This window comes from Verrucomicrobiota bacterium (genome assembly GCA_016200005.1).
Taxonomy (GTDB): Bacteria; Verrucomicrobiota; Verrucomicrobiia; order Limisphaerales; family PALSA-1396; genus PALSA-1396.
The window spans coordinates 1-21,870 of the sequence record JACQFP010000038.1 but is presented as its reverse complement, the minus strand read 5'-3'; the positions used below and the strand labels follow the sequence as shown (position 1 = coordinate 21,870).

16 protein-coding genes and 1 pseudogene are annotated in these 21,870 nt (G+C 57.2%); 9 read left to right on the top strand and 8 right to left on the bottom strand.

Going from position 1 to position 21,870, the window contains the following annotated elements; genetic code table 11:
• Positions 1 to 328: 328 nt before the first annotated feature.
• Entirely contained in the window at positions 329 to 4,378 is a 4,050-nt protein-coding gene (locus HY298_14135) for a hypothetical protein (GenBank protein MBI3851396.1), read from the bottom strand.
• Positions 4,379 to 4,863: 485 nt separating this feature from the next.
• On the opposite strand from HY298_14135, the pseudogene HY298_14130 reads away from it, so the two are divergent.
• Positions 4,864 to 5,081, top strand: a pseudogene (locus HY298_14130) (hypothetical protein).
• 102 nt (positions 5,082 to 5,183) lie between these two features.
• On the opposite strand, the gene HY298_14125 reads toward HY298_14130, so the two are convergent.
• On the bottom strand, positions 5,184 to 6,542 hold the full coding sequence (locus HY298_14125) for a PQQ-binding-like beta-propeller repeat protein (protein ID MBI3851395.1): 1,359 nt from the start codon (positions 6,540 to 6,542) through the stop codon (positions 5,184 to 5,186).
• A 285-nt stretch (positions 6,543 to 6,827) separates the two neighbouring features.
• Between HY298_14125 and HY298_14120 the strand changes: the two genes are divergently transcribed.
• The 8 genes from HY298_14120 to HY298_14085 all read left to right on the top strand — a co-directional run bounded on the left by HY298_14120 (position 6,828) and on the right by HY298_14085 (position 14,411).
• Entirely contained in the window at positions 6,828 to 7,379 is a 552-nt protein-coding gene (locus HY298_14120) for a hypothetical protein (protein MBI3851394.1), read from the top strand.
• Positions 7,380 to 7,576: 197 nt separating this feature from the next.
• A complete protein-coding gene (locus tag HY298_14115; protein MBI3851393.1) occupies positions 7,577 to 7,828 on the top strand; it encodes an AbrB/MazE/SpoVT family DNA-binding domain-containing protein in 252 nt (83 codons plus the stop codon).
• Positions 7,825 to 8,226, top strand: a complete 402-nt coding sequence (locus HY298_14110) for a PIN domain-containing protein (GenBank protein MBI3851392.1) — start codon at positions 7,825 to 7,827, stop codon at positions 8,224 to 8,226. Before HY298_14115 ends, HY298_14110 begins: the two co-directional genes overlap by 4 nt.
• A 14-nt stretch (positions 8,227 to 8,240) precedes the next feature.
• A complete protein-coding gene (locus HY298_14105; protein ID MBI3851391.1) occupies positions 8,241 to 10,169 on the top strand; it encodes a hypothetical protein in 1,929 nt (642 codons plus the stop codon).
• Positions 10,162 to 11,112: a hypothetical protein gene (locus HY298_14100; protein ID MBI3851390.1), complete on the top strand. Its 951-nt coding sequence runs from the start codon at positions 10,162 to 10,164 to the stop codon at positions 11,110 to 11,112. The genes HY298_14105 and HY298_14100 overlap by 8 nt, the downstream gene beginning before the upstream one ends.
• Positions 11,113 to 11,363: 251 nt before the next feature.
• The gene (locus HY298_14095; GenBank protein MBI3851389.1) at positions 11,364 to 11,867 is read left to right on the top strand and encodes a hypothetical protein; all 504 of its coding nucleotides are present in this window, start codon (positions 11,364 to 11,366) and stop codon (positions 11,865 to 11,867) included.
• A gap of 73 nt (positions 11,868 to 11,940) precedes the next feature.
• On the top strand, positions 11,941 to 13,479 hold the full coding sequence (locus HY298_14090; GenBank protein ID MBI3851388.1) for a DNA cytosine methyltransferase: 1,539 nt from the start codon (positions 11,941 to 11,943) through the stop codon (positions 13,477 to 13,479).
• A 401-nt stretch (positions 13,480 to 13,880) separates the two neighbouring features.
• Positions 13,881 to 14,411 (top strand): very short patch repair endonuclease, encoded by a 531-nt coding sequence (locus HY298_14085; GenBank protein ID MBI3851387.1) that lies wholly within the window; start codon positions 13,881 to 13,883, stop codon positions 14,409 to 14,411.
• Here HY298_14085 and HY298_14080 read toward each other — a convergent pair.
• The 6 genes from HY298_14080 to HY298_14055 all read right to left on the bottom strand — a co-directional run.
• Positions 14,405 to 14,626 carry a hypothetical protein gene (locus tag HY298_14080; GenBank protein MBI3851386.1) on the bottom strand — a complete coding sequence of 74 codons (222 nt, stop codon included), beginning with the start codon at positions 14,624 to 14,626 and terminating at the stop codon, positions 14,405 to 14,407. The two genes, HY298_14085 and HY298_14080, sit on opposite strands and share 7 nt — an antisense overlap.
• A gap of 107 nt (positions 14,627 to 14,733) precedes the next feature.
• Entirely contained in the window at positions 14,734 to 16,362 is a 1,629-nt protein-coding gene (locus HY298_14075; protein ID MBI3851385.1) for a CocE/NonD family hydrolase, read from the bottom strand.
• Between the two features lie 321 nt (positions 16,363 to 16,683).
• Positions 16,684 to 18,177 carry a lipase maturation factor family protein gene (locus HY298_14070; GenBank protein ID MBI3851384.1) on the bottom strand — a complete coding sequence of 498 codons (1,494 nt, stop codon included), beginning with the start codon at positions 18,175 to 18,177 and terminating at the stop codon, positions 16,684 to 16,686.
• Positions 18,178 to 18,302: 125 nt separating this feature from the next.
• Positions 18,303 to 19,025 (bottom strand): class I SAM-dependent methyltransferase, encoded by a 723-nt coding sequence (locus HY298_14065; GenBank protein ID MBI3851383.1) that lies wholly within the window; start codon positions 19,023 to 19,025, stop codon positions 18,303 to 18,305.
• Positions 19,026 to 19,133: 108 nt separating this feature from the next.
• Positions 19,134 to 20,909, bottom strand: a complete 1,776-nt coding sequence (locus HY298_14060; GenBank protein ID MBI3851382.1) for an IS1634 family transposase — start codon at positions 20,907 to 20,909, stop codon at positions 19,134 to 19,136.
• Positions 20,910 to 21,448: 539 nt separating this feature from the next.
• Positions 21,449 to 21,870: sigma-70 family RNA polymerase sigma factor (locus tag HY298_14055; GenBank protein ID MBI3851381.1), on the bottom strand; the 422-nt coding region annotated here is incomplete at its 5' end.

Here is a 21,870-nt window from a genome sequence, read left to right as displayed (position 1 = left end):
ATCCGCCCACAGTTCAAATCGGATTTCGCGGGCGCGGCGAGCCACACAATAATTCCAGCCCGGGAGCCAGCAAGCCGGCTTCTGGATGTCGGTTATGTTCGAGGCGATCCGCGGCGTGTGCAACCGGTGGAAGCAGATATCTGCGACTGGATTGACGATGCATGGCTTGGTGGTTCTGTCGTCTTGAACCCCGGCAGTTATGTTGTTCAGTTCCGCAGGATGATGCTGTTGACGTTTTGCTTCAATGTCCAACCCATCGAAGACGAGGGTCGGGAGCCGACCACAGTGGTCGCAACGAGGACTTGGACATCGAAGCGTGGTGGAGCTTTCATGGCAACAACAGCACACGGTAGAATTGTTGTGGATAACTGCCCGCGTTGGCATCCGTGAAACTGAAGGGCGAAGTATTGGTCATGAGGGGCAACCAATCCGTCGTGCTTAGGTTGGTGGACCACTGAACGACGCAGGTCAGCCCGGTGACTCCTCCCACGTCGAAACGAAAAGAGCCATTGGTCAAATAGCCGGCACCGGTAAGAGTGACGGTTGTGAAACTGGCCGTCACGCTCTTGACGTCGTTCATCGTGATCGTCGCGGGGTTGTTCGAGCCGGTGGCATCGCCGTTCCACCCGGTGAACTGATAACCGGCGGCGGCATGGGCCGTGACCGTGACGACTGTGCCGTTCGAATACCCGCCATCCACCGGGGGCGGAGCGAGCGTGATGGTGCCGCCGGCAGCTGGATTCGTGGACAACATCAGCGCCATCTCGGATTCTGGTTTGTCCGGGAAGGTTCCTTGAGTGGCGGTGGTGATGAGCAGCGGAGGAGAAGGTGCGGCAAAGGTTAGGTTTGCAATCCGCGCACGCGCTGCGTTGGCTTCCGGCACGGTGTAGTTCATCACATCCACATCCGTGTCGGGGGGCAACGCAGGGGCATACTCATGTATCCAATTGGTCCGTGGGACGGTATTGACTGTGGTATTCAGGGTGAACTCGCCCCGCACATTGTTGACATTCAGGACCGCCTGTTGCGAGTAAACATTGGCGAGGGACCAAGAGCCCAAGTCTTTTTCATCGATGAAATACATGTCAAAGGCGAAACCGGCTTCCATCTGATAGATGTACTCAGAGACAAGGTAGAGATCGACCGGGAAAGACAGGTTGGCGACGATGTTGTAATTGGTGGGAGCAAAAACGGGAATGTAAACACTTAAGTCGAAGAGATCGGGTGGTTTCACCTGGATGAAGTCAGTGCAGAGCACGTCCATGTAGAAGTCTTGGATGAGTTTGACTCCTCCGGCGTAGCGCAATCCACAGGCCACCTGTGAGGCGTATGGGATTGGCGTGGCGCACAGAAATGCGATTTGGTCCCCGCCGGAGTACCAGAGGTCCGTGACCCGGGTTTCGCCAGTCCAGACCTGCCGCCAGCCATCGCCAGGCGACTCTACTCGCCCACCGGCGGTGCCGAAATCCACGTATCCCCCAAGCCGGTTGTGCACGCCACCATAGGATACGTCCCCGGTGTTGAATGGCCAAACATCGAGCCACAGATCCACATCAGGAGACGCAGGCAACTTACCGACAACTGCAAGTCCGTCCGGCCGCTGCGAAAGGGAGAGGTCCAGCGCCGACAGGCCGTCATAAGGCACGTTCAGCCAGAGGCGGTGGTCGGTGCTGTAACTGCCGCTGTGACCGACTTGCAGTGTGTCTCCTCCAAGGTAGCGGAACCAGGTGGGCGTGAAATAGACGTGCTGTCCCCGGTACACAGTCGCGGGAATTTCAATGGTGATTTCAAAGGGGATCGAGAAATTGTACGTGGCGTTGTTGTCGAGCAGGAAGTCGAGCTCGAACTTGACGCCGTTCTCGCCACTCCGCCAAAAATTCTTCGTCCATTGTTTGTTGGCGAAGCTGTCGCCGTCGTTCACGTGGTGGGGGACGGTGACCTGGCCGGTGATCACGCCCGTGGCCGTGTAGCTTGGCGTGGTGTCGAGAAAATCCGCCGGATTTCGTTGCAGAGTCGGATACTGTGGTTGGAGAATTTGATACGGGAGCGTCAGTTGTATCGGCTGAATCTCCACCTTGAAAAATCGGTGCGATGACTCATACACATCCAACCATTGGCCGGCATTCTGGAGTTGGACCACGAAACCGTAGAAACCGGCGGCCAACGCAGGGGAAGTGAAAGTGAGCTTGGTTGGGCTGATGCTCACAGGATCCAGCGCGCTGAGACGCGCGCCGTTTGTGTTGACCATTCGGATTCGGAATGGTGGCGGTGTGGCCTCGGAGTAAAATTCTCCGCCGACATAGGTCGCAGTAATGAGGATGCCGCCTGCCGAGGAGAGAAGAGTGGGGCTGACGTGTATCCCTTCGGGCGTGTCCGACCCGCTCGGCGTGGTGAAGGTCACATCCTGTCCATAGGCTGCGCCCCCCGCATTTGTTGCCACGAGCCTGAAGTGGTACGGGGTGAAGCTGAACAACGAGCCGATGCTCATGTTAACCGGCACAACCTGAGGGGTTGAACCGGCGTCCACTGAACCGCTGGTATAACCGTAGTTGGTGGTCGGTCCCCATTCGAACCAGGCCCTGGCCGGCGAGGACATCGGGTTGACCGTTCCGTTGAGAGTCGCCCTGTTGGTCGTGACAGAGGACGCTGCGAGGGTGCTCACGACGGGCAGTGAAGGGACCACGAAGTTTTGAACCGCGCCATGGACCATGAATCCACCGTTGCTGGCGACGAGTCGGTAGTCATAGCTCAAGCCGGAAACCAGCCCGGTGACCGTGGCGCGTATGGGAAAAGTGGCGTTGCCACCGGCCAGATTCATCAGACCCGCGGTATTGGTGAGGGAGACCCGGCCCCACTCGAACCAAACGGTGAGCGGCCAGCCATTGGGATTCACTGTGCCGTTGAGCGCGGCGCCGCTGGACGAGATGGCCGTGGGCAGCTCAGTCGAAACGACGGGCATGGGAAACGGGACCGCCTGATCATTACCAGTCACCACGGCAGAGCTGTTCGACGCCACGATGCGACAGTGATAATTGGTTCCGGCGAGCAGATTGGTGATTGGCAACATTACCGGCACCGGAGACGTACCACTCCCCGCATTTGTGATCGCAGTCCTGTTGCCATAGCTCGTCGTCGTGCCCCACTCGAACCAAGCCGTCGTTTGGCTCGCGTTCGGATTGACCGTGCCGTTGAGCGTGACTGAGTTCGCCGTCAGCGGGGTAGCCGGCAGCGTCGTTGCCGACGGGGGCGTAAATGAACTATAGAGGAAGGCGATGCCCGCGTTTTGCCCGTTGCTGTCGTCGGCATAAGCGCCGATGAGAGCCTTGTCCGTGCCCACCGCCGCAACGGCATAGCCAAACATAGTGGTCGTCGCCCCCCCGAAAGTGGCCAACAATGTTCCATTGGTGCTGAACACGTACGCCGCCCCGGCGTACGCTGCCCCACCATACTCTCCGATGAGGACTCTGTCCGTGCCCAAGCCAGCCACGGCATGGCCGAAATAGGCGTAGCCCTTCGGCGTGGGATTGGTAAGCGTGGTCAGCAACGTGCCGTTGGTGCTGAACAAGTACGCCGCCCCGGCGTACGCACCGCCCGTGCTATCCGTGTCGGCCCCGATGAGCACTTTGTCCGTTCCCACCGCCGCCACGGAAATTCCGAACGACGTCGAGACGGGCGCCGTGGGTTTGGTAAAACTGGCCAGCAACGTTCCATTGGTGCTGAACAGGTACGCCGTCCCGGAGTACGTTGCGCCGGGGTCCGCCACGTAGGCCCCGAGAAGCACCTTGTCCGTTCCCACGCCGGCCACGGATTGGCCGAAAATCCTGGGGAGCGCCGGCGCGGGGTTGGTGAAGGTAGTCAACCATGTGCCGCTGCTACTAAACAGGTACGCGGACCCCGTGCCGCCCGACCCGATGAGCACCTTGTCCGTGCCCACCCCCGCCACGGCACTGCCGAAATAGTCGTAGGCCGCGGGCGTGGGACTGTGGAAATTGGTCAACAACGATCCAGAGCTGGTAAACAGGTACGCCGCCCCGGCGTCCGCCGCGTAGGTGTTATCCCCGCTGTCCCCGATGAGCACCTTGCCCGTGCCCACTGCGGCCACGGCGCAGCCAAAATCGTCGTAACTGGCGCCCGTGGGATTATAGATAGTCCCGATGAACCCTCCGTAAATTGAGAAAAGGTAGGCCTCGCCCTGCCATCCGCCGCCGGCGTCCGTTGCCCCGATGAGCACCCTGTCCGTGCCCACTGCCGCCACGGCATAGCCGAAATACTCGTTGGCCGCCGGTGTGGGATTGCGGATGGTAATTGAGGTCGCCGCGAACGTGGAGGTGCTGGAGACAACCCACAGCGCAAATGAGAGAATCAGTTTGGTTTTCATAGGGTTGATTTCCCGTTGAGAGTTGAAGGTTGAGTGGTGGGAGTATGATTTCCTGACTTGTGGGAACGGCAGAGCCTGTTGCCCATGCGCGACGGCTCGACGAACTGGTGGTTTGCACCCTCGATCTGATCGGGCGGCGGGGTTTCCGTCCCCACGCTGCTGGTTTTTGGGGCTTGCGCGAAGGCCCGCGCAGATTGGTCGCCAGCTATAGGCGCGACGACTTTATTGCCGAGACGAGATTGAACTGTGGCATGAAGCCAAAAGGCCACAAGACTGAGCGCCAGGATCGTTGCCGCCGCTGTCATCTGAGTGGGAGGTTGGTTGTTTACCCCAGCGGAATTTTACAGGGCGTGCGGGCGTCCGTCATTACACATGTTTTGGTCTTTCCACTGCAAAGGAAGCGCGTCGGAAGAATGCCCTGAGTGGAATGAGGGCCTCATCCTTCGTGACCGGCAAATTGGTACCGGCCTTCACTTTGGCAGAAAATGTTCTTCGCGCATTGCTCAGGCGAAACCGAGGACTCGACCATCGCCGACATCCCGCTCTTGCGCGCAACAACGGGACAAACTGCGGCCAGATCAAGACCGGCTCGCTCAGCCGCTCGGATCGCCTGGCGAAATACAATCAACTTCTGCGCATCGAGCAGTTGCTCGGCAAGAACGCGCTTTATGCTGGCACGAGAGCGCTGCCGAAGGGGCGGTAATTGCAGCGGCGGTCTGCGACCGCCGGAAGAATTGAGCGAGACTCGCAGAGTGCGGCAACAGAATCTGCAAGCCGGAAGTCAACACACCGTGACACACAAGCATCAGGTCGGACCCTTTCCAATGCAATACAGATGCTTTCCTGTGCGCAGATAAATGTGTCCGTCTGCAATGGCCGGGGTGGTGTAACAGAATTCGCCCAGATCGTTCACCGACACGGGTTCAAACCCGCGCGGCGTGGCGCGGAAGACCGTGGTCACGCCTTTGTCATTCGTGGCGTAAACATTGTCCGCCGCCAGCACGAGCGAAGAACGAAACCGTCCCTCCAGACGTTGCTCCCAAACGGTGTCGCCCGTCTTCGCGTTGAAACAACAGAGCATGCCCTGGTCGAGGATCGAGTAAAAATGTCCGGCATGATAAACCGGTGATGGAACGTAAGTCACCTGCTTGCGGGATTTCCATGCCACATGCGTCGCGGTCACGTCGCCACTGCCATTGACGCGCACGGCCATGCGGGTGCGGTCGGGATAACCCGCCGTCGCGAACACCAGACCGTCACCGTAGCTCAATCCCGCCACCGCCACGTCGGAAGGTCCGCGACACCACCACCACGTCTTGCCGTTGTCCGGGTTCACACTGCGGATTTCGTCGCTGCCACACACGATGACTTGCTGACGGCCATCGTCGGTAACCAGTAAGGGGGTGATATGCGATATGCGCCGACGCGAGGGTTCAACGCGCCAGCGCACTTTGCCGGTGCGTTTGTCGAGCGCAAGCAATGCCGCTTCGCCCTCCTGGCGGCAGTCGAGGATCAGCAGATCGCGATAAAGCAAAGGCGTGTAACTGTAACCGTGTTCACCGTTGAACTCCAGCGGTTGCGCGGACCAAATCTGTTGGCCGGCAAAGTCATAACCTTGCAGGTCCACACGCTTGCCATTTTGAAACGAAGTGAAAACGCGCTCGCCATCCGTGACGGGCGTCGAGGAGGCCGGACTGTTCTCACGGTGCATCGACTCGACCGCCGCCGTAACCACGGTGCGTTGCCAGAGAACTTTTCCCGTCCGCGCGTCCAAACGCAGCAACAGACGCTCCTTGGATTCCGGCAAGGCCGTGGTCAGAAACACGCTGTCCTGCCACACCACCGGCGACGAATGGCCATCGCCGGGAATCGGCGTTTTCCACACCACGTTTTCCGTGGCGCTCCATTTGATCGGCACATTCGTTTCCGCGCTGATGCCGTCGCCATTCGGCCCGCGCCATTGCGGCCAATTTGCAGCGAAAGCGGACATGGCAGCCAGCGACAGGAGGAGTGCGGCGGCGTGCGAAAGACCCCGGTCAGTGAAGCCAAGGGATTGGGATTGCGATGGTTCTTCAGTGCGAAGAGCGTGGAGTTTGTTCAAGTGATACGACATTGGTTTCAATTCTACGCGAGTTGGAAAGAATTGTTTTTTGGCCCGGCTCATTTTTAGAATCATAACGGGATGATTCTCGTGGTCGAGCCTAAGATTCCCAGGGTGGCGCAGTTAAAATGGGGAGCGCGCCCGCCCTCGGGCGCAGCCAACGACGCCCTCGTCGTTGGCCCCGGCAGTGGCTTTTGGAACTCAAAGGGTGGGTGCCGTACGTTCCGGGTTCGGCGCGAGGGCGCGCCGAACAACAGCCGGGGCGGCTGTGCTCCCCGAACGGCTTGTGAGTTTTTTTCCAACGTAATAATGGTTGCATTGGTGCAGACGGTTGGCTAAACCCGATACATGAAAAAAGTACTCGTCATCGCACTGTTTGTCATCGGCGCAGTGAACACCAGAGCCGACCAGGCCGCTCAGGCCGACACCGCCGCGATTCAGCTTTCGCTGACTCCGGACATCGCAATCCAATCCCGGACCACCACCATACATGGATTCTCCCTCGGTATATGGAGTGAAAACCCGCAGCACAGCCTCACGCTGGGATTCGTCAACGGCAGCACCGGGGAAAGTTCCGGTTTCAGTTGGGCGCTCATCGGCAACTATGCCGAGTCCTACCACGGCGTTCAATGGGGCTTCATCAACATCAGCAGCGGCAGCTACGTCGGCTGGCAGGATGGCTTTGTGAATTACTCCAAGGGCAGCTTTGAAGGACTGCAATCCGGTTTCGTGAACTTCTCGGCCGAAATGAACGGTTTGCAATTGGGAGTCTGCAATTACGCTGAAAAACTTCACGGCGTGCAGGTTGGATTGGTGAATGTGGCCAGAAACAATCCGTGGTTCAACGAATTCCCAAACAAGCTCGCCACCGGATTCCCCTTCTTCAACTGGTCGTTCTAAACCGTCCTGGTCGGGAACGACCCGAATCAAAAATTCAAAACCGGAAGTCAGGCAACTGGCTTCCGGTTTTTGCATGCCCAAAGAGCCGAAACCAACGGCACGCATTTTGGCAAGGCATTGTGAATAAGCCTTACAAAATAGTTCTTGCCTTACATTGTAATTGATGGCAGACTATCCACGGAAAGTCAAAAACAGCCATGAACACTGCTTACGTCACATCCAAAGGCCAATTGGTCGTTCCGTCACGCATCCGCCGCAAGTTCGGCATCAAGCCGGGCACGCGCGTCAATTTTGTGGAAGAGGGCGACCGCATCATCTTCCAGCCCGTCACGCGCGAATACATTGATTCCTTCTGCGGCATCTTCAAACAGAAGCCCGGTGAGAAATCCGTCGTGCAGGAACACCTTGAGGAACGCCGGGCCGAACGCGACCGGGAGAACCGCAAGTGAAGACCACCGTTCTCGACGCCTCCGCGCTGCTGGCCATGTTCTTTGGGCAACCGGGCATGGAACAGGTGCGCGACCTTTTCCACAAAGCCGCCGACGCGGACAAGCCCATGCTCATCAGTGCCGTCAACTGGGCGGAAGTGCTTTACAGGATGCAAAAGAAGCACGGCAAGGAAGGCTGGGAAACCGCGCGCCGGTTTGAACACACGATGCCGCTGGATGTTGCGCCGCTCGACCGCGAACTGGCCGAGTCTGCCGCGCATTTGAAAAACGAACATGAGCTGGGCTTGGCCGACGCCTTTGCCGCTGCGCTTGCCAAACATAAGAAAGCCGAACTCGTCACCGCCGATACCGAATTCAAACCGCTCGAAAAGGAAATCAAAATCAACTGGCTGAAATAGAAGGCAAGCAAAATATGGATTGGGAATTCCAAGCACGACCATTGGCCGGCGATAACGACGCCGCATCCAAATCGAGAATCATCATCGAGGGCGATCACACGATCTCGCCATTTGAGATTTTTGTCCGAGAAGTATTGCAGAATTCCTTGGATGCGGCACAGCAAGGACAGATTGTTCACGTCTCGTTCAAACTCCACCGGATTAGCAACCCTGGGCCGAAAGGGAATTTTCTGGCTGCGTTGGGTTGGTCAAAGCTCAAGGAACGCGTCGCGGAAGCGAACCGGATTCGCACGATGAGGGAAGAGCCGACTGAATTTGGTGACCCGACTCGACTGGAGTCATCAACGCTTGATGTTTTGGAAATATCCGAAACAGGCACGATTGGCTTAGTTGGACCTGAAGCAGTCCGCACCCTGAATGATGAACGCCGTTGGCCGGGAGAACCGCCAAAGGCCTACATCGCTTTGGCGCGAGATGACGCGCGCCGCGAGAAGCAAGGGCTTGGGTCGGGTGGAACGTATGGATTGGGTAAGGCCGTTCTCTGGTCGGCTTCGCAGGTTCAGACGGTGGTTTTCTTTTCGCGTCTTTCAATTCCCAACAACAACACTGTTCACAGGGCGGCTGCTCAAGCCAGACTCGGCCCGCATTTTCTTAGCGGTTCTCCATACAGAGGGTTGGGCTACGGCGGTGACACAAGAGAAGATTGGTGCAGGCCGCTGTGCAATGAACAGGCCCAAGTGCTGGCCACAAAAACAGGCATCAGTCGGCGCGAAACCAACAGCGAATGTGGGACAACAATCCTGATTCCGTTCTGGTGCGCTCCGGAGAGCGAGGATGACGATTTGGCAACGCACGCGAAGTTCGCGCGATACGCAGCGAGATATTTTTGGCCGGCGATTGTTGATGAACGCTTGGAAGTTATTTGTGAAAGCGAATCAGGAGAACGTCTCGACGCGGCAAATCAACTCGCACACTACCAGCCGTTCATTTCGCTTTACGAGCGGATGCGAAGCGGCGAGCGCGGAACGCATGATGTGCCGAACGAACGGATTCCGGTTGTTGTTCCCCAAGGACCACCTCCTCGAACCACGCCACAGGCCACAACTTTCGCAAAGGTCGGAATGGCTTTCGTGCCACGGGAAGAAGAGGTCAGAGAAGATTTCGTTCGGAAGGTCGCGTGCATCCGAGGCCAGGGCATGGTTGTTGGCTATGCGAAGATGACGGGCAATACGCTTGTTCGCCCATTCGTCGGAATAGCGCTCGGCGGGCGGGCATCTGACGCATCAGAGCAAGGCGTTCGCGGTGACGTGCTGCTTGGTTTCTCCGAATATGTGACGCACACTCGTTGGGATGAGAAGTCGGCGAGTCTGAGGCATTGGCCGGAAGCACGCCCCGTGGTGCGAGACTTGCTCAAGAAACTCCGGGATTATTTTGAGCGTAACAGCCGCGTTGAGCAACCAGAGACAGCGAGTGATTTAAGCCCGCTGGAGGCAGGTTTGAAATTTCCCGGCGTTGGACGCACCGGCCCGCCACCACCACCGCCGCCCGGACAGCCGCATCTTCGTCTCCAAACGTTCAACCGTGATGAGAACCGCTACAGTTTTGAAGTCAGAGCGAGAGTGGAAGCAGGGAAGCCGCCGTCCAAAGTGGACATCTCGGTTGAGCCAGCCTTGGAAACCGGAAACGCCTCAAGGGAAGACAGGTTTCGCTTGGAGAGAATTGTCACCGTGCCGGGCAACTTGCCAAAGGAAACGCTCCCGAATGGAAAGCTGCGAGTAACAATTCCGACGCTCGCAGCGGATACTCAAATTCGGATTTCGGGCGCGACGGAAGCACTTCAGCCGGAAGTTTTCTCAGTAAGCGAAGGCTTGTTGAAGGCTTCTCTTTCGACCGAAGCCGTCGCACCAGAGTCGGAACAATTAGGGGAGGACGCACATGCTTAAAGCAACCGCTTGGCCGTATCCCGTTTTCGATGACGTTCGATACAGTCTCGACTCGGTTAAGTTCGGGCAGATTTCTTTTGAAGCTTGTGAATCTGCAGCCGGGCTTGTGGTTGATTGTGGATCGTTGCGAGAACGTAACGACGGCTCAATTCAAGTGGGATTGAAAATTGAAACTGCCTGCGAAGAAGTGATTGCTCATGTTTTCGATGCCGCGCGTCGAACATCTGTCACACCAGGAGTCCGAGTTCTCTGCAAAGAAAGCAAGTTCCGGAAGTTTTTTGAAGCCGACGGCAACGGTCAAGTTGCTGTTGAAATTCCTATCAATCGCCTGCGAGGAGTCGCACAACTCGACGTGCTGTTCTTGGCGAGCGGTAACGCAACGGCAAACAATTCTGTTTCTGTTTCGCGAGGAGTTGTTGTGGGTGTTTCGTCGCAACCAATCGTCTTAACCGTGGACGAGGACTGGACGGGAGACACCCTTCCCGTGGATTGGCTGGACTTTTCAGCGAACAATCTCCCGAAAGAGGCATTCGTTCACGTCGAGTTGTCCGGCGGAAGCCAGACGCCAAAAGTCTGGCTCAATGCAAAATATCGCGGCCAGATAGAGACCGTTCTTTTGAGAACCGGCGACAACTCACCGGCTGCGCTTGCCGGAGCGTCCATGCGCGTGTTCTTGTGGCAACAAATTTGGGAGAAGGTTTTGATTTGGGCTTTGCGCGAGGAGAGCGCAGACCAAGAGAAATGGCCGGCAACGCGGATCGCCAAAATGTGGCGGTCAAACTTTTCCGAGAATGAATGGGAATTGCCGAATGTGGACAACCTTGATGTGCATGGCATGATTGAGTTGTCCGTGCGAATTCAGCATTGCCTTCTTGTCGCACAAAATCTTTCTCGCATAAATGGCATTCTTCGATTTCAACCCGAAGCAAGAGGCTCCGCATGACACATCGCATAACAAATCGGAAAACACTCAAATCGAGCGAATGGCTCGCAGCAGCAGCAGCGGCCACATCGTGGCGAGAAGTTCAACCACCGCCCCGAGAAGGATTGAAGCTGCAACAGTTCGATCTTTCGGCACACGTCAACACGGCTTTGGCGGTCCAAGCCTTCAAAGACGCTTTCGAGAGAATTTTGACGAGTCTCGGAGATTCGCCAACTCGGGACGAGCGTGCGGAGACTGACGGCAGGCTGGCGGTGGCGCTGCACAAGGCACTGAACGGTTTAACCGTCCGTGAAGCTTCAGATGCGGATTTCTGGGCATACATCGCTTGCATCGGTTGTCCGCAATATGTCCGCTGGCGGTGGGACACGCCGCTCCCAAATACGCTTTGGATAAGATTTGCAGGCAACATTAGAAGGAATGCCCTTTCAAGACTTTGGTGGTGGGCTGAAATAACGTGCGACCACACACGGTCAGAAGACGATCCACAGAGATACGATGTGACGAAAAAAGTTCGAGGTCGCCAGACGCTCATGCTTTGGTTTGGTGATTGCGCTTTCTCTGGTCACATGGTCGTTGCACAACGCCTTGCCGCGCTCCAAGAAGCTCAATCGCTCAACGATCCTGCTCAGGCGGGCATCTGCAAAACAGTCAATCGGATTGCCCGGGTTGTTTGTTTGGATTCGCTCAACACGGAATCGGAATCCGATGCGTTATGCCGTCGAGCGCTTTCAATCAGTCGGATGCTCAATGCCTGATCTACAGCGCCGCCACATTCGCTCGGCACTTATCACTGACATTCGCGTGCGTCTTGCGTAGCATCGCCCGGCGATGCCAATTCCGGTCATAGATTTGTTCGCAGGACCAGGCGGTTTGGGTGAAGGCTTCTCCTCGCTCACACACGCGTGCGAGCGTGTTTTCAAAATCAAACTCTCCATTGAGAAGGAAGAACACGCGCACCGGACTTTGGAGCTGCGCGCCTTTCTGCGGGAGTTTCCGCCGGGGAAATTGCCGGATGATTACTACGACTATCTCGCCAAACGCATCACACGCGAACAACTTTTTGCGCGTCATCCGACCGAATCCCGGCTTGCCGCCGAAGAAGCGTGGCTTGCGGAGTTGGGCGGGAAAGACACTCCCGACAGCAAGGTTCACAAACGCATCCACGCCGCGATGGGCAACCCGAAGAAGTGGATTTTGATCGGTGGCCCGCCTTGCCAGGCATACTCGCTTGTTGGGCGCTCGCGCATTATCGGTGGCGAGGGCATTGAGGAATACGAGAGCGACCCACGCCATGAATTGTATCGGCAATATCTTCGCATCCTCGCCGTGCATCAGCCACCGGTGTTCGTGATGGAGAACGTGAAGGGCTTGTTGTCAGCCAGGGTGAGGCAGGAACATATTTTTGAAAACATTCTGCGAGACTTGCGGCATCCGGTCATCGCCATGCCACAAACCAAGCGCGTTGCGCCGCGCGATGATCTTGAATACCGGCTTTTCCCGCTGGCGGCTGGACGCGGCGATTTGTACGGCGAATTTCAACCGGAGGATTTTCTGATTCGGACGGAGGATTACGGAATCCCGCAAGCCCGGCATCGCATCATCGTTCTCGGCATCCGGTCTGACCTGAAAGCAAAACCCGGTGCGCTGGAGAACTCCGAAATCGCAACGGTCGAAGATGTCATCGGCGATCTGCCGCGATTGCGAAGCGGCCTGTCAAAAGAGCCGGACTCTGCCGAGGCTTGGCGTGACGTGGTAAAAGAAATCGCGGACGCGAGTTGGCTGAACAACGGAACTATCAGCCAAACAGTGTCCGAACCCATTCGCTCTGCTGTGCGTCGGGTCGGAAGCAGCCTGAATCGCGGCAGTGAGTTCGTGGCCGGAAACCCACAACCGCAGCGTCACGCAGAATGGTTCAGCGATCTGAAATTGCGCGGCGTGTGCAACCACGAAACGCGCGGTCACATCCGGGCGGATTTGCACCGTTACTTTTTCTCTGCCGTGTTTGCTCGCGAGCTTGGACGTTCTCCGCTGCTGGAAGATTTTCCGAAAGCTCTCCTTCCAAAACATCAGAACGTGGCAGACGCGCTCAAGGAAACGAAGTTCAACGACCGATTCCGCGTGCAGACCGCAAACCGCCCGGCAACAACCGTCGTCTCCCACATTGCGAAGGACGGGCACTACTACATTCATTACGACCCGACACAGTGCCGGAGTTTGACTGTGCGAGAGGCAGCGCGGCTGCAAACATTCCCCGACAACTATTTCTTTGAAGGCCCGCGCACGGAGCAATACAAGCAGGTCGGCAACGCCGTGCCGCCGTTGCTGGCGAAGCAAATCGCGAAAATTGTGGCGGAGATTTTATTCTAATTTTTTTCCTGGCAAACCCGGACTTTGGGGGTAGCCTGGATTCCATGAAAAATTTCATCTACATTCCGCCGTCCTGCCGGGAAGCAGAAAAGCATTTGGGCTTAGCTTTCAAAAAGGGACTTCACGCATTGACCAAGAAAGAATTTGTTCGCGGCTGGTGTTCTCTTTCCTTCCTCTATCCGGGACTTCATCCCGATGGCTTCGCATCGCGCGGGAGTGGCTGGCCAAAACACTCCAAACCATTCGCGGCAGAGGCGTGGCGGCGCTTTGAATCCGGCGAACTCACGGATAACGAGCTTTACTGTTATCAGGCTTGCAAGGCCCGAATCAGCTTGGAGCGTGAGGAGGTGCAACGGAGCACACCTTGGCTTTTGAGCGATCATTTCGCGGTCTGAATAAACATGCCCGACGTCTTCACAAAGCAGAAGCGGTCAGAAGTGATGTCGCGGATTCGCGGTCGAGGAAACAAGGACACCGAGCTGGCGTTGGCGCGGGTGTTGCGCGCGAATGGAATTTCCGGCTGGCGGCGACATACCTTGGTGCGTGCAACGGTTGAGAGTCGTTGGTTGAGGGTTGAGAGACGGAAAGCGCGGAGATGGAACTCTCAACAATCAACATTCAACTCTCAACTCGCAGTGCGTCCTGACTTCGTCTTTCGCAAAGCGCGCACGGCGATCTTCGTGGACGGCTGCTTCTGGCACGGCTGTCCCAAGCACGCAACGAAACCAAAAAACAACCGTGCGTTCTGGCGGCGCAAGCTTTCGGCAAACAAACAGCGCGACCAGATCGTGAATCGCACCTTGCGCAAGGCAGGTTGGCGCGTAGTTCGGATTTGGGAGCATGAATTGCAGAAACGCGGAGTGCGGAGTCCGGAACGCGGAACATCATTTGTTGTGGGGCGGATTCAACAGGCGTTGCGCTGCGTTCAATAACCTCGTTTCATCAGCAGATAGACCGCGACCGTCACCTCGATGCAGATGAGTGACATCAACAGCCAACTGCCGACCAAGTAGGACGCCGCAATCATTGCCACGCCGCCGTTCATGGGCATTATCTCCCGCTGTTTCTTGCCGTAAACCCAGTAGCCGATGCCGACCGATCCCCAAAACAAGGAGGCGAACAGAAAGTTTGTGTCAAAGAGGTCCACAGGTCGTTCTTAATCTTCGTCTTAATCTTAATCTCCCGGCTGTCCGTCCCAATAGGAGTGAATAATTAAGAGAAAGAGAAAGATTAAGATTAAGAAAACGGCGCTACTTACTGCTCCGGCATGACGGGCAGCAGAAGGTGCGAAGGATGTTTCGCATCGAGATAGATCGTGTTATTCGCCACCACCGTTTTGTCGCTGGAACGGAAGGGTTCGCCGGTGTTCGGATTCGGATCGTAACCGCGGTCGCTGCTGGAGGTGATGTGCAGCCGGAGCTTGTGCCCCTGGTTGAAGATGATGCTGGTGGACCAGAGATCGATCTCAAACGGGTAAATGGCGCCCGGTTTCAAGAGTTTTTCCTTCGTCGGTCCTTCGCGCAAGCGCGCCCGGATCACGCCTTCGCAGATGTTGTACGAGCGGCCATCCGGATAGACATCGCAGAGCTTGGCAAAAAAATCCGTATCGCGGGCGTCGCTGGAGGCCCAGAGCTTGACCCGCACTTTGCCGGTGACTTCCAGCGGTTCGGCCAAGGTTTCGGAAGTGAAGACAATGAGGTCCGGGCGCGCTTCGATGCTCCGTTGGTCCATCGGCCCGGCGGGAATCGTCAACTGGGGACCGCCCAATGTGGGGACGGGATTCTTCGGATCATAGCTGTAGGTGATCGGCGCGGCTGACTTGGGTTTGGTTTTTGAAAGGCCGCGACCGTCCTGGAAATAATATGGGACTTCATTCGCCTTCGGCGGCGGCCATTCGCCTGCGGTTCGCCAGACGTTTCCGGGTGCCTGCGGATCCGAAATATCTCCCATCACGTAATACGTCACCGCCGGTCCGTCCGTGATGCCATTGGTTTTTCCTTTGAGCCAATATTCAAACCAAGCCCATGAGTCGGTGACTTTGGTGGGAGGTTTGTTGCCTTTGGGGAATTTCAGTTCGCCGGCCTTTTCCTGCATCACGCCATGCGTCCACGGACCCATGACCAGTTTCTGTTTGCCGCGCGCTCCCGATCCGCCTCGATATTGATAACCCATGAAAGCGTCGATGGTGCCTTGCGAAAAAATATCGTACCAGCCTCCGATATGAACCGCCGGGGCATTGATTTTGGAATAGCGCCGGGTGAGGTCGCGATGTTTCCAATAATCGTCGTAAAGCGGATGGCGGGTCCAGAGTTTCAAGGCGTCCTCACTGAACTTGCTTTGCTTGAGCCAGTCTTCGGCGAGCGCCTTGCGAAAAACGCCGCCGGTATAGACGACACTGTAGAGATTGGGCGCACCAACGGTGAAATGCTGGCAGGTAAGATGAGGTGTTCCAGTTCCCGCCAGAAGCAAAGTGGTGATGCTGAGCGCCGATCCGCCAAAGGTGCCGATCTTGCCGTTGCACCAGGGTTGTTTGATAATCCAGTTGATGGTGTCCAGACCATCCTGGTGCTCGCCCCAGGCATCCGCATCAAAAGCCAGGTTCTCTCCTTCGGATGCGAATCGCCCGCGCGTGTCCTGCACCACCAAGGCGAATCCCCGTTTTAATGCGTCCGGTGCGAGCATCGCTCCCATGGTCCGGTTGTAAGTCGTGCGTAGAAAGATCACCGGAAAAGGTCCGTCCCCGGTTGGAAGATGAACGTCGGTGGCGAGTTTCACGCCGTCCTTCATCGGCAGCTTGATGGTTTCCAGTGAGGCGGATGCGCGAGGGGCTTGGAAGGCAAGGATGGCGGCAAGAAGCAGCAGACGGAGGCTTCGGCATTTCATGTCGCGAGTTTGTTGTCATTTCCCGTCAGCCATGTCAACGGGAGAAAAGGAATTTTGCCCTCGCTCAGGCCGCATTCTTAAATAGAACTCCGCAGTTGGGGGATCACGCCCGCCCCGGGCGTCGCTGGACGCGCCCTCGCGTCCGGCATCCGGTACGTGATCGCTTATCGAGGGGTTGGAAAATTCCGTGCGCCAGATGTTTTCCGCGAGGGCGCGAAAAACAGCGCCCGAGGCGGGCGCGCTCCCTTTTCTATTTAGAAGTTCGGGTTTAATAGGAGAGAAATCGCAAGTGAGGAGAATGCCAGTTGCTCGAACACTAACTCATTCTCCGATGCCTTTGGAGCGCATGGGAGAATATAATCCCAGGCGTTCACGTCGCCACCAATTGTCCGTCGCACGGCGCGAGGCGAAATCGGTGAAATGATAATCGTAAAGCACGGCGCGAATGAAGCGAGGCGCTTTTTCCGGGAACGGATTTGTTTTCAACAACCCCACTACATCCGGTGATCCCTCCAGCAGACGCTCCAGGAAATTTCCAAACCACGGGTAATCGCGATAGTAACCCAGCGCGGCGAACCACATCTGCCAATCGAGGCGCGGTTGATGGGGCGCGACAAAGCGCGGAGCGCGCCGGACATCGCCGGGTTTCCATTTGAACTCGTACTCTTCCCACACCACACCGTCGTCGCTGCCTTCGATGATGATTTCCGGACGGCTGGTGGTCATGTGCGCGAACAGGCCGTAACTGTTGACGAGACGAAATGGGACCAGCGCCTGAAAACATTTGTTCAGCGGCTTTGGCCATTTGATTTCAAAGGCGAACATCTGACTTATCCGTTCGATGGACAAGAGTGAAATCAACAGCGCCGGCGGCAGCACACACCACATTGGCCAAGCGCCGAGAGTTGAGAGTTGAGAGTTGAGGGTTGAGGGTGGCTGCCAGCCGGGAAACAACGGCGCGAAGAACGCGTCGTCGAACAACAACAAGGCGAGCGCCGCCGTGATGAGATTGAAGAAGCAGTAGTTGCCGGTTGCTGCAATCAGCACCATCAAAATCAGGAAGGCGATCCCAGCCAGCGGACGAAGCGGCGTGAAGATCAGGAAGGGGCAAAACAATTCGATAGCGAACATAAGGATGACGGAGACGCGATGAAACCAGCCGGGCAATTGGTGCGCATACCAACCGATCCACGTCGGCAGCGGCTGGGTCTCGTAGTGAAAACTCAGCGCGCGTAATTTTCGCCACGTCGGATCGCCGCCGAACCATTTCACGTAGCCCGACGCAAACATCAGTCGAAACAACAGCCACCAAAGCAGCCACAAGATGATTGGTGACGGCGACGATTGGGGCGGCCATTCCGGCAACAGACTGAGGGGAGCCAGAAAAATTGCCAGGAAGCCGGTTTCCAACAGCAGAATGTCCCATTGATAACCAAGAAAAATGCGACACACCGTCAGCACCGAAAGGTAAAACATCCACAACAACACCAAGACCGGCACCGACGCGATTCTGGCCACGAGCAGCAGCGCGAGGAACGCGCCGCCGTAGCAGAGGAATTTCAACATGCGGTCACTCGCATCAAGCCAGCACAAGGTGGGCACTCTACGAAAGCGATCCCGACCGAGATAACGGCGCAGCTTCAAGAACTCCGTCGCGGGCAGAATTCCCCGCTGGCCGACCAGCCCAACGATCTGTCGTCCGAGCGAAAGAAAAGCGGCGAGATAACTCAAGCCAAGCAGACGCAAAAAAATCCACGCGGACAACGTGTGGTTGTCAGAACTCCAACTTGAGCTGACGAGTTCTCCCCACTCCATAGCAATGCCTTCAAGTCAGGACGCCGGTTTGGTTTCAGGTTAGGCCAAGTTGAAGGGAACACCGGAGAATGCCATGAATCGTTCCGATGCAGCCCCGTGTGAAGTGGCCTGGACAAATTTCGCTTCTACTTTTTTCTGAATATAATGATGTGCTGGCGCGGCAGGGTCTCGATGGTTTCCACCCACTCCAGCGCATGCACGGCTGCCTCCTTGCGCACTTGTGCCTCGGACATCTTGTGGACGCGCTTGATGGGAACGGTTGGATCTTCGGCGCGATACTCGACAAAGACGACCCGCCCGCCCGGTTTCAGGGAGCGACACATGGCCTGCATCATTTCGTAAGGGTGATCGAATTCGTGATAAACATCGACCATGATGACGAGATCAACAGCGCGCTCGGGAAGTTTGGGGTCGGTGATGGTGCCGAGCACTGGTCTTACGTTGGTGATTTTGCGTTCGGCCATTTTCCTGCCCAGCAGGTCGAGCATTTCCTGTTGAATCTCGACCGCGTAAACAACGCCCTTCTCGCCGACCTTCTGCGCGAGACGCCAACTGAGATAGCCCGTGCCGGCGCCGATGTCGGCCACGGCCTCGCCAGGTTTTAGTTTCAAAGACTCCAACATGATGCTGGGTTTCTCTTCCTCTTCGCGCTCCGGGCGTTCCAACCAATCCGCGGCTTGATGCCCCATGACGTGGGCGATTTCGCGCCCGAGGTAAAACTTGCCGATGCCGTTGGGGTCGTGGGCCGAGCGGGTTTCGTACGGCGGCGCGGGCTTGTTCGTCTTTTCTTCCGCTGGGCTGCTAAGCGCACCAAGCACGAAAACCAGAAGATAAGAGAACAAACGCATCAAACGAAATCCGGGCCGCATGAAGGAACTCTAACCCGACTTGGCGGATTCGAGGAAGTAGAATGCGCAAGGTCTTGAAAATCAACGTGCGCATTGGCTAGGTCTTCACTACAACGCCGCTGGGGCCGGAAGTTTTGGGCTCGTGATTTTGGGCGGGGGTTGCGCCGGCAACTCCAGTTTCAACCGTTGCAGGAGCAGTTGCACGTCCTTCTCTGGTTGCGTGTATCGGCTCAGGATTACCGTGCGCTCATCGGTCGTCGGCAGATGCACGTCCAACATTTGCAGCGCGGCAAATTTTTCCAGCACCGCGCGTGGCGTCAGGCCGGGGGCCAGATCGCGCAAGCGGCGGCGCAAGGTCACGTGCAGGCAGTAAGCCAGGAAGGAAATGAAAATGTGCGCTTCGATCCGGTGCGCCAGTGGATGGTAAATCGGACGCAAGGCCAGGTCGCCCTTGAGATTTTTGAAGGCCGCCTCCACTTCGGTGAGTTGACTGTAAAATTGCCAGAGTGCTTCGGCGCAGCGACCGCGGGTGATATTGCTGCGCAACAAATAGCGGCCTTCTCGTTGGCGTGTCTGACGCAGTTTGTCTTTGTTCAGTGTGAAGGAAAGTGCGGCCGTCTCGGCCGCCACGGTGGTTTGGACCCGCCGCGCGCCGGCCGGATATTCGTGCAACGCGGCCCCCAGTTTCTTGAGCAACGCATCGCGCTGGAGTTCCATCTTTTGCAGTTGCTGGAGCCGCTTCCATAATCCTTTGAGCTGGCGGCGGCGCATGGCCCGTTCTTTGTTGACCCGGTCCTGGCTCTCGGCCAGCACGTAGAGTTCCTCTCCCTCGGCCAAGAGCTTGACCGACACGCCTGCGCGCGCCACTTGCCAGGGAATTTCGGTCAGGCGTTTTTCATATTGCGTGAGGCGGCCGCGGGGCGTGCCCACCAGATATTGCACCGGCGGTTGGGCCGCGCGCATTGCTTTCAAAGTGTCCTCGGTCGGAAGGCCCCGGTCCATCACCCGGAGGCGCTCGGCTTGGCCGTATTGCGCCTCAATCTTTTTCAGGAAATCGGCCAGCGTGGTTTTGTCGCTGGTGTGGCTGGCCAACACTTCGTAAGCCAGCGGAAACCCTTCGGGCGTGACGATCAGCGCGAGGACCACCTGCACGCAATCGGAGCGCTGGTCCCGGCTGTAGCCGTGGCGACGCTTGTCGCCTGCGGGAAAGGGCGGATCACTTTCAAAATAGGTCGAGGTCAAATCATAGAGCAGCACCTCGAATTTCGCGTTGAACAAATCCTTCCATTGCACCGTGAGATGCGTGAACAACTCCTTTTTGTGATCCAGCAGGCGCTCGTGACACTCGTAGAGCTTGTGAATGTCCGCCACCGTCAGATCCGCTCCCAGCAGATCGGCCAGGGCGCTGTGCTCAAACCAATGCCGATACAAGCGCCATTCGCTGCCCAGATCCAGCAGCCGATAGCTCACCAGAATCTGCAGCACGTAATCCCAGCGCGTGCCCTTGCGGCTGGGCGGCAGATGCGCGGCCCAAAACCGATCCAGCCCCACTTGTTCCCAAAGTTGAGCCGCCAGCCAGCAGGCGCCCCACTGCCGGGGCCGATGCAGCGAAAGCTGGCTCAAACGAATCCGCACGATGTCCGGATCGGCGACCTGGCCGCAGCGATCCTCCGGAAACAACGCCACCGTGCGCGGGCGCGCCTGGCCCTCCTCGAAAATCTCGATCGTCTTGCGCCAGGCCTCCTGCTGACTGTCGTTGATCTCGCCCAGATAAAGCGCGTGGCGTTGCACGACCCGGCCGCCGGCAACGCGGCGATTTTCCACCAGACTGTAGTAACGATGCTCCTTGCCGTTTTTCTTTCGCGAGGTGTAGCGCAAAAACATAACGACTGTTGATTATGCACATCGGCAAGCCCGTGGGAATAGGGTAGGTCTTCACTACAGCCGCTTTTACCCCCGACGCCAGATACTACCTCACAAAATCAAACACTTCCGCTGCAAAAAAAGTTCAGCCCATGGTCGAATCCGCCAAGTCGGGTTAGGTTCGGTGCTCGGAAGCGACGGTTGGTCGGGCAGGCCGAGACGCAGCAGGCAGGGAACGCACACGTCGGTTGGGGCGTCGGCGGGCAGTTCCGCGCCACAGGAAGGGCATAGGCGACGTGCGGTCATGGTCATGCGGTTCTCATCACTGAATTAAAAGCAAATGTGCCGAAGTATGACGAATATTCTCAACCGTAGCCGCCGAGGTGACGAGGCGGATGTGACTTTACTTCTGCGCCATTCCTTTTGCCAAGATTCGGAGCGCGGAATTTATTCCGCATTCTGGCGCACTGCGGACCGTGAAGCGGAATGAATTCCGCGCCCCGCGGACACGCCAGTTGCGAGACGAGTCCGCCTCCTCACGTCGGCGGCTACGCGGCGCGTTATCTGGCAAAGAGCGCAAACAACTGACGGATTTCGTCTTCGATTCCGGCCGGACTGCCCACGGTGCGGCCGATTTCCCGAAAGAGCAACCGCCGGAATTCAGCGCGCAAATCGTGCGTGGCCTTGCGAGCGGCGGCTTCGGTCATTTGCAGCCGCGTCGCGGCCGCTGCATAATCGCCACGGACGGCATCGCCTGTGATGTAGTTGTGCAAGACCTCGAACAAAGTGGCGATGCCAGCGGCGGCGCAATGCGCTTTCAATTGTTGCAGGACTCGATCAATTACGGTGTTGGCCCACACGTGGTCGAGGAGTTGGGCTGGGTCTGCGACTGTGGCCGGTAACAGACGGTAACGTTCCTCGGCTAGAGCTTCGTCGATGGAAATGAACGCAGCGTTGCCGCCACGTTTCTGCGCTTGGGATT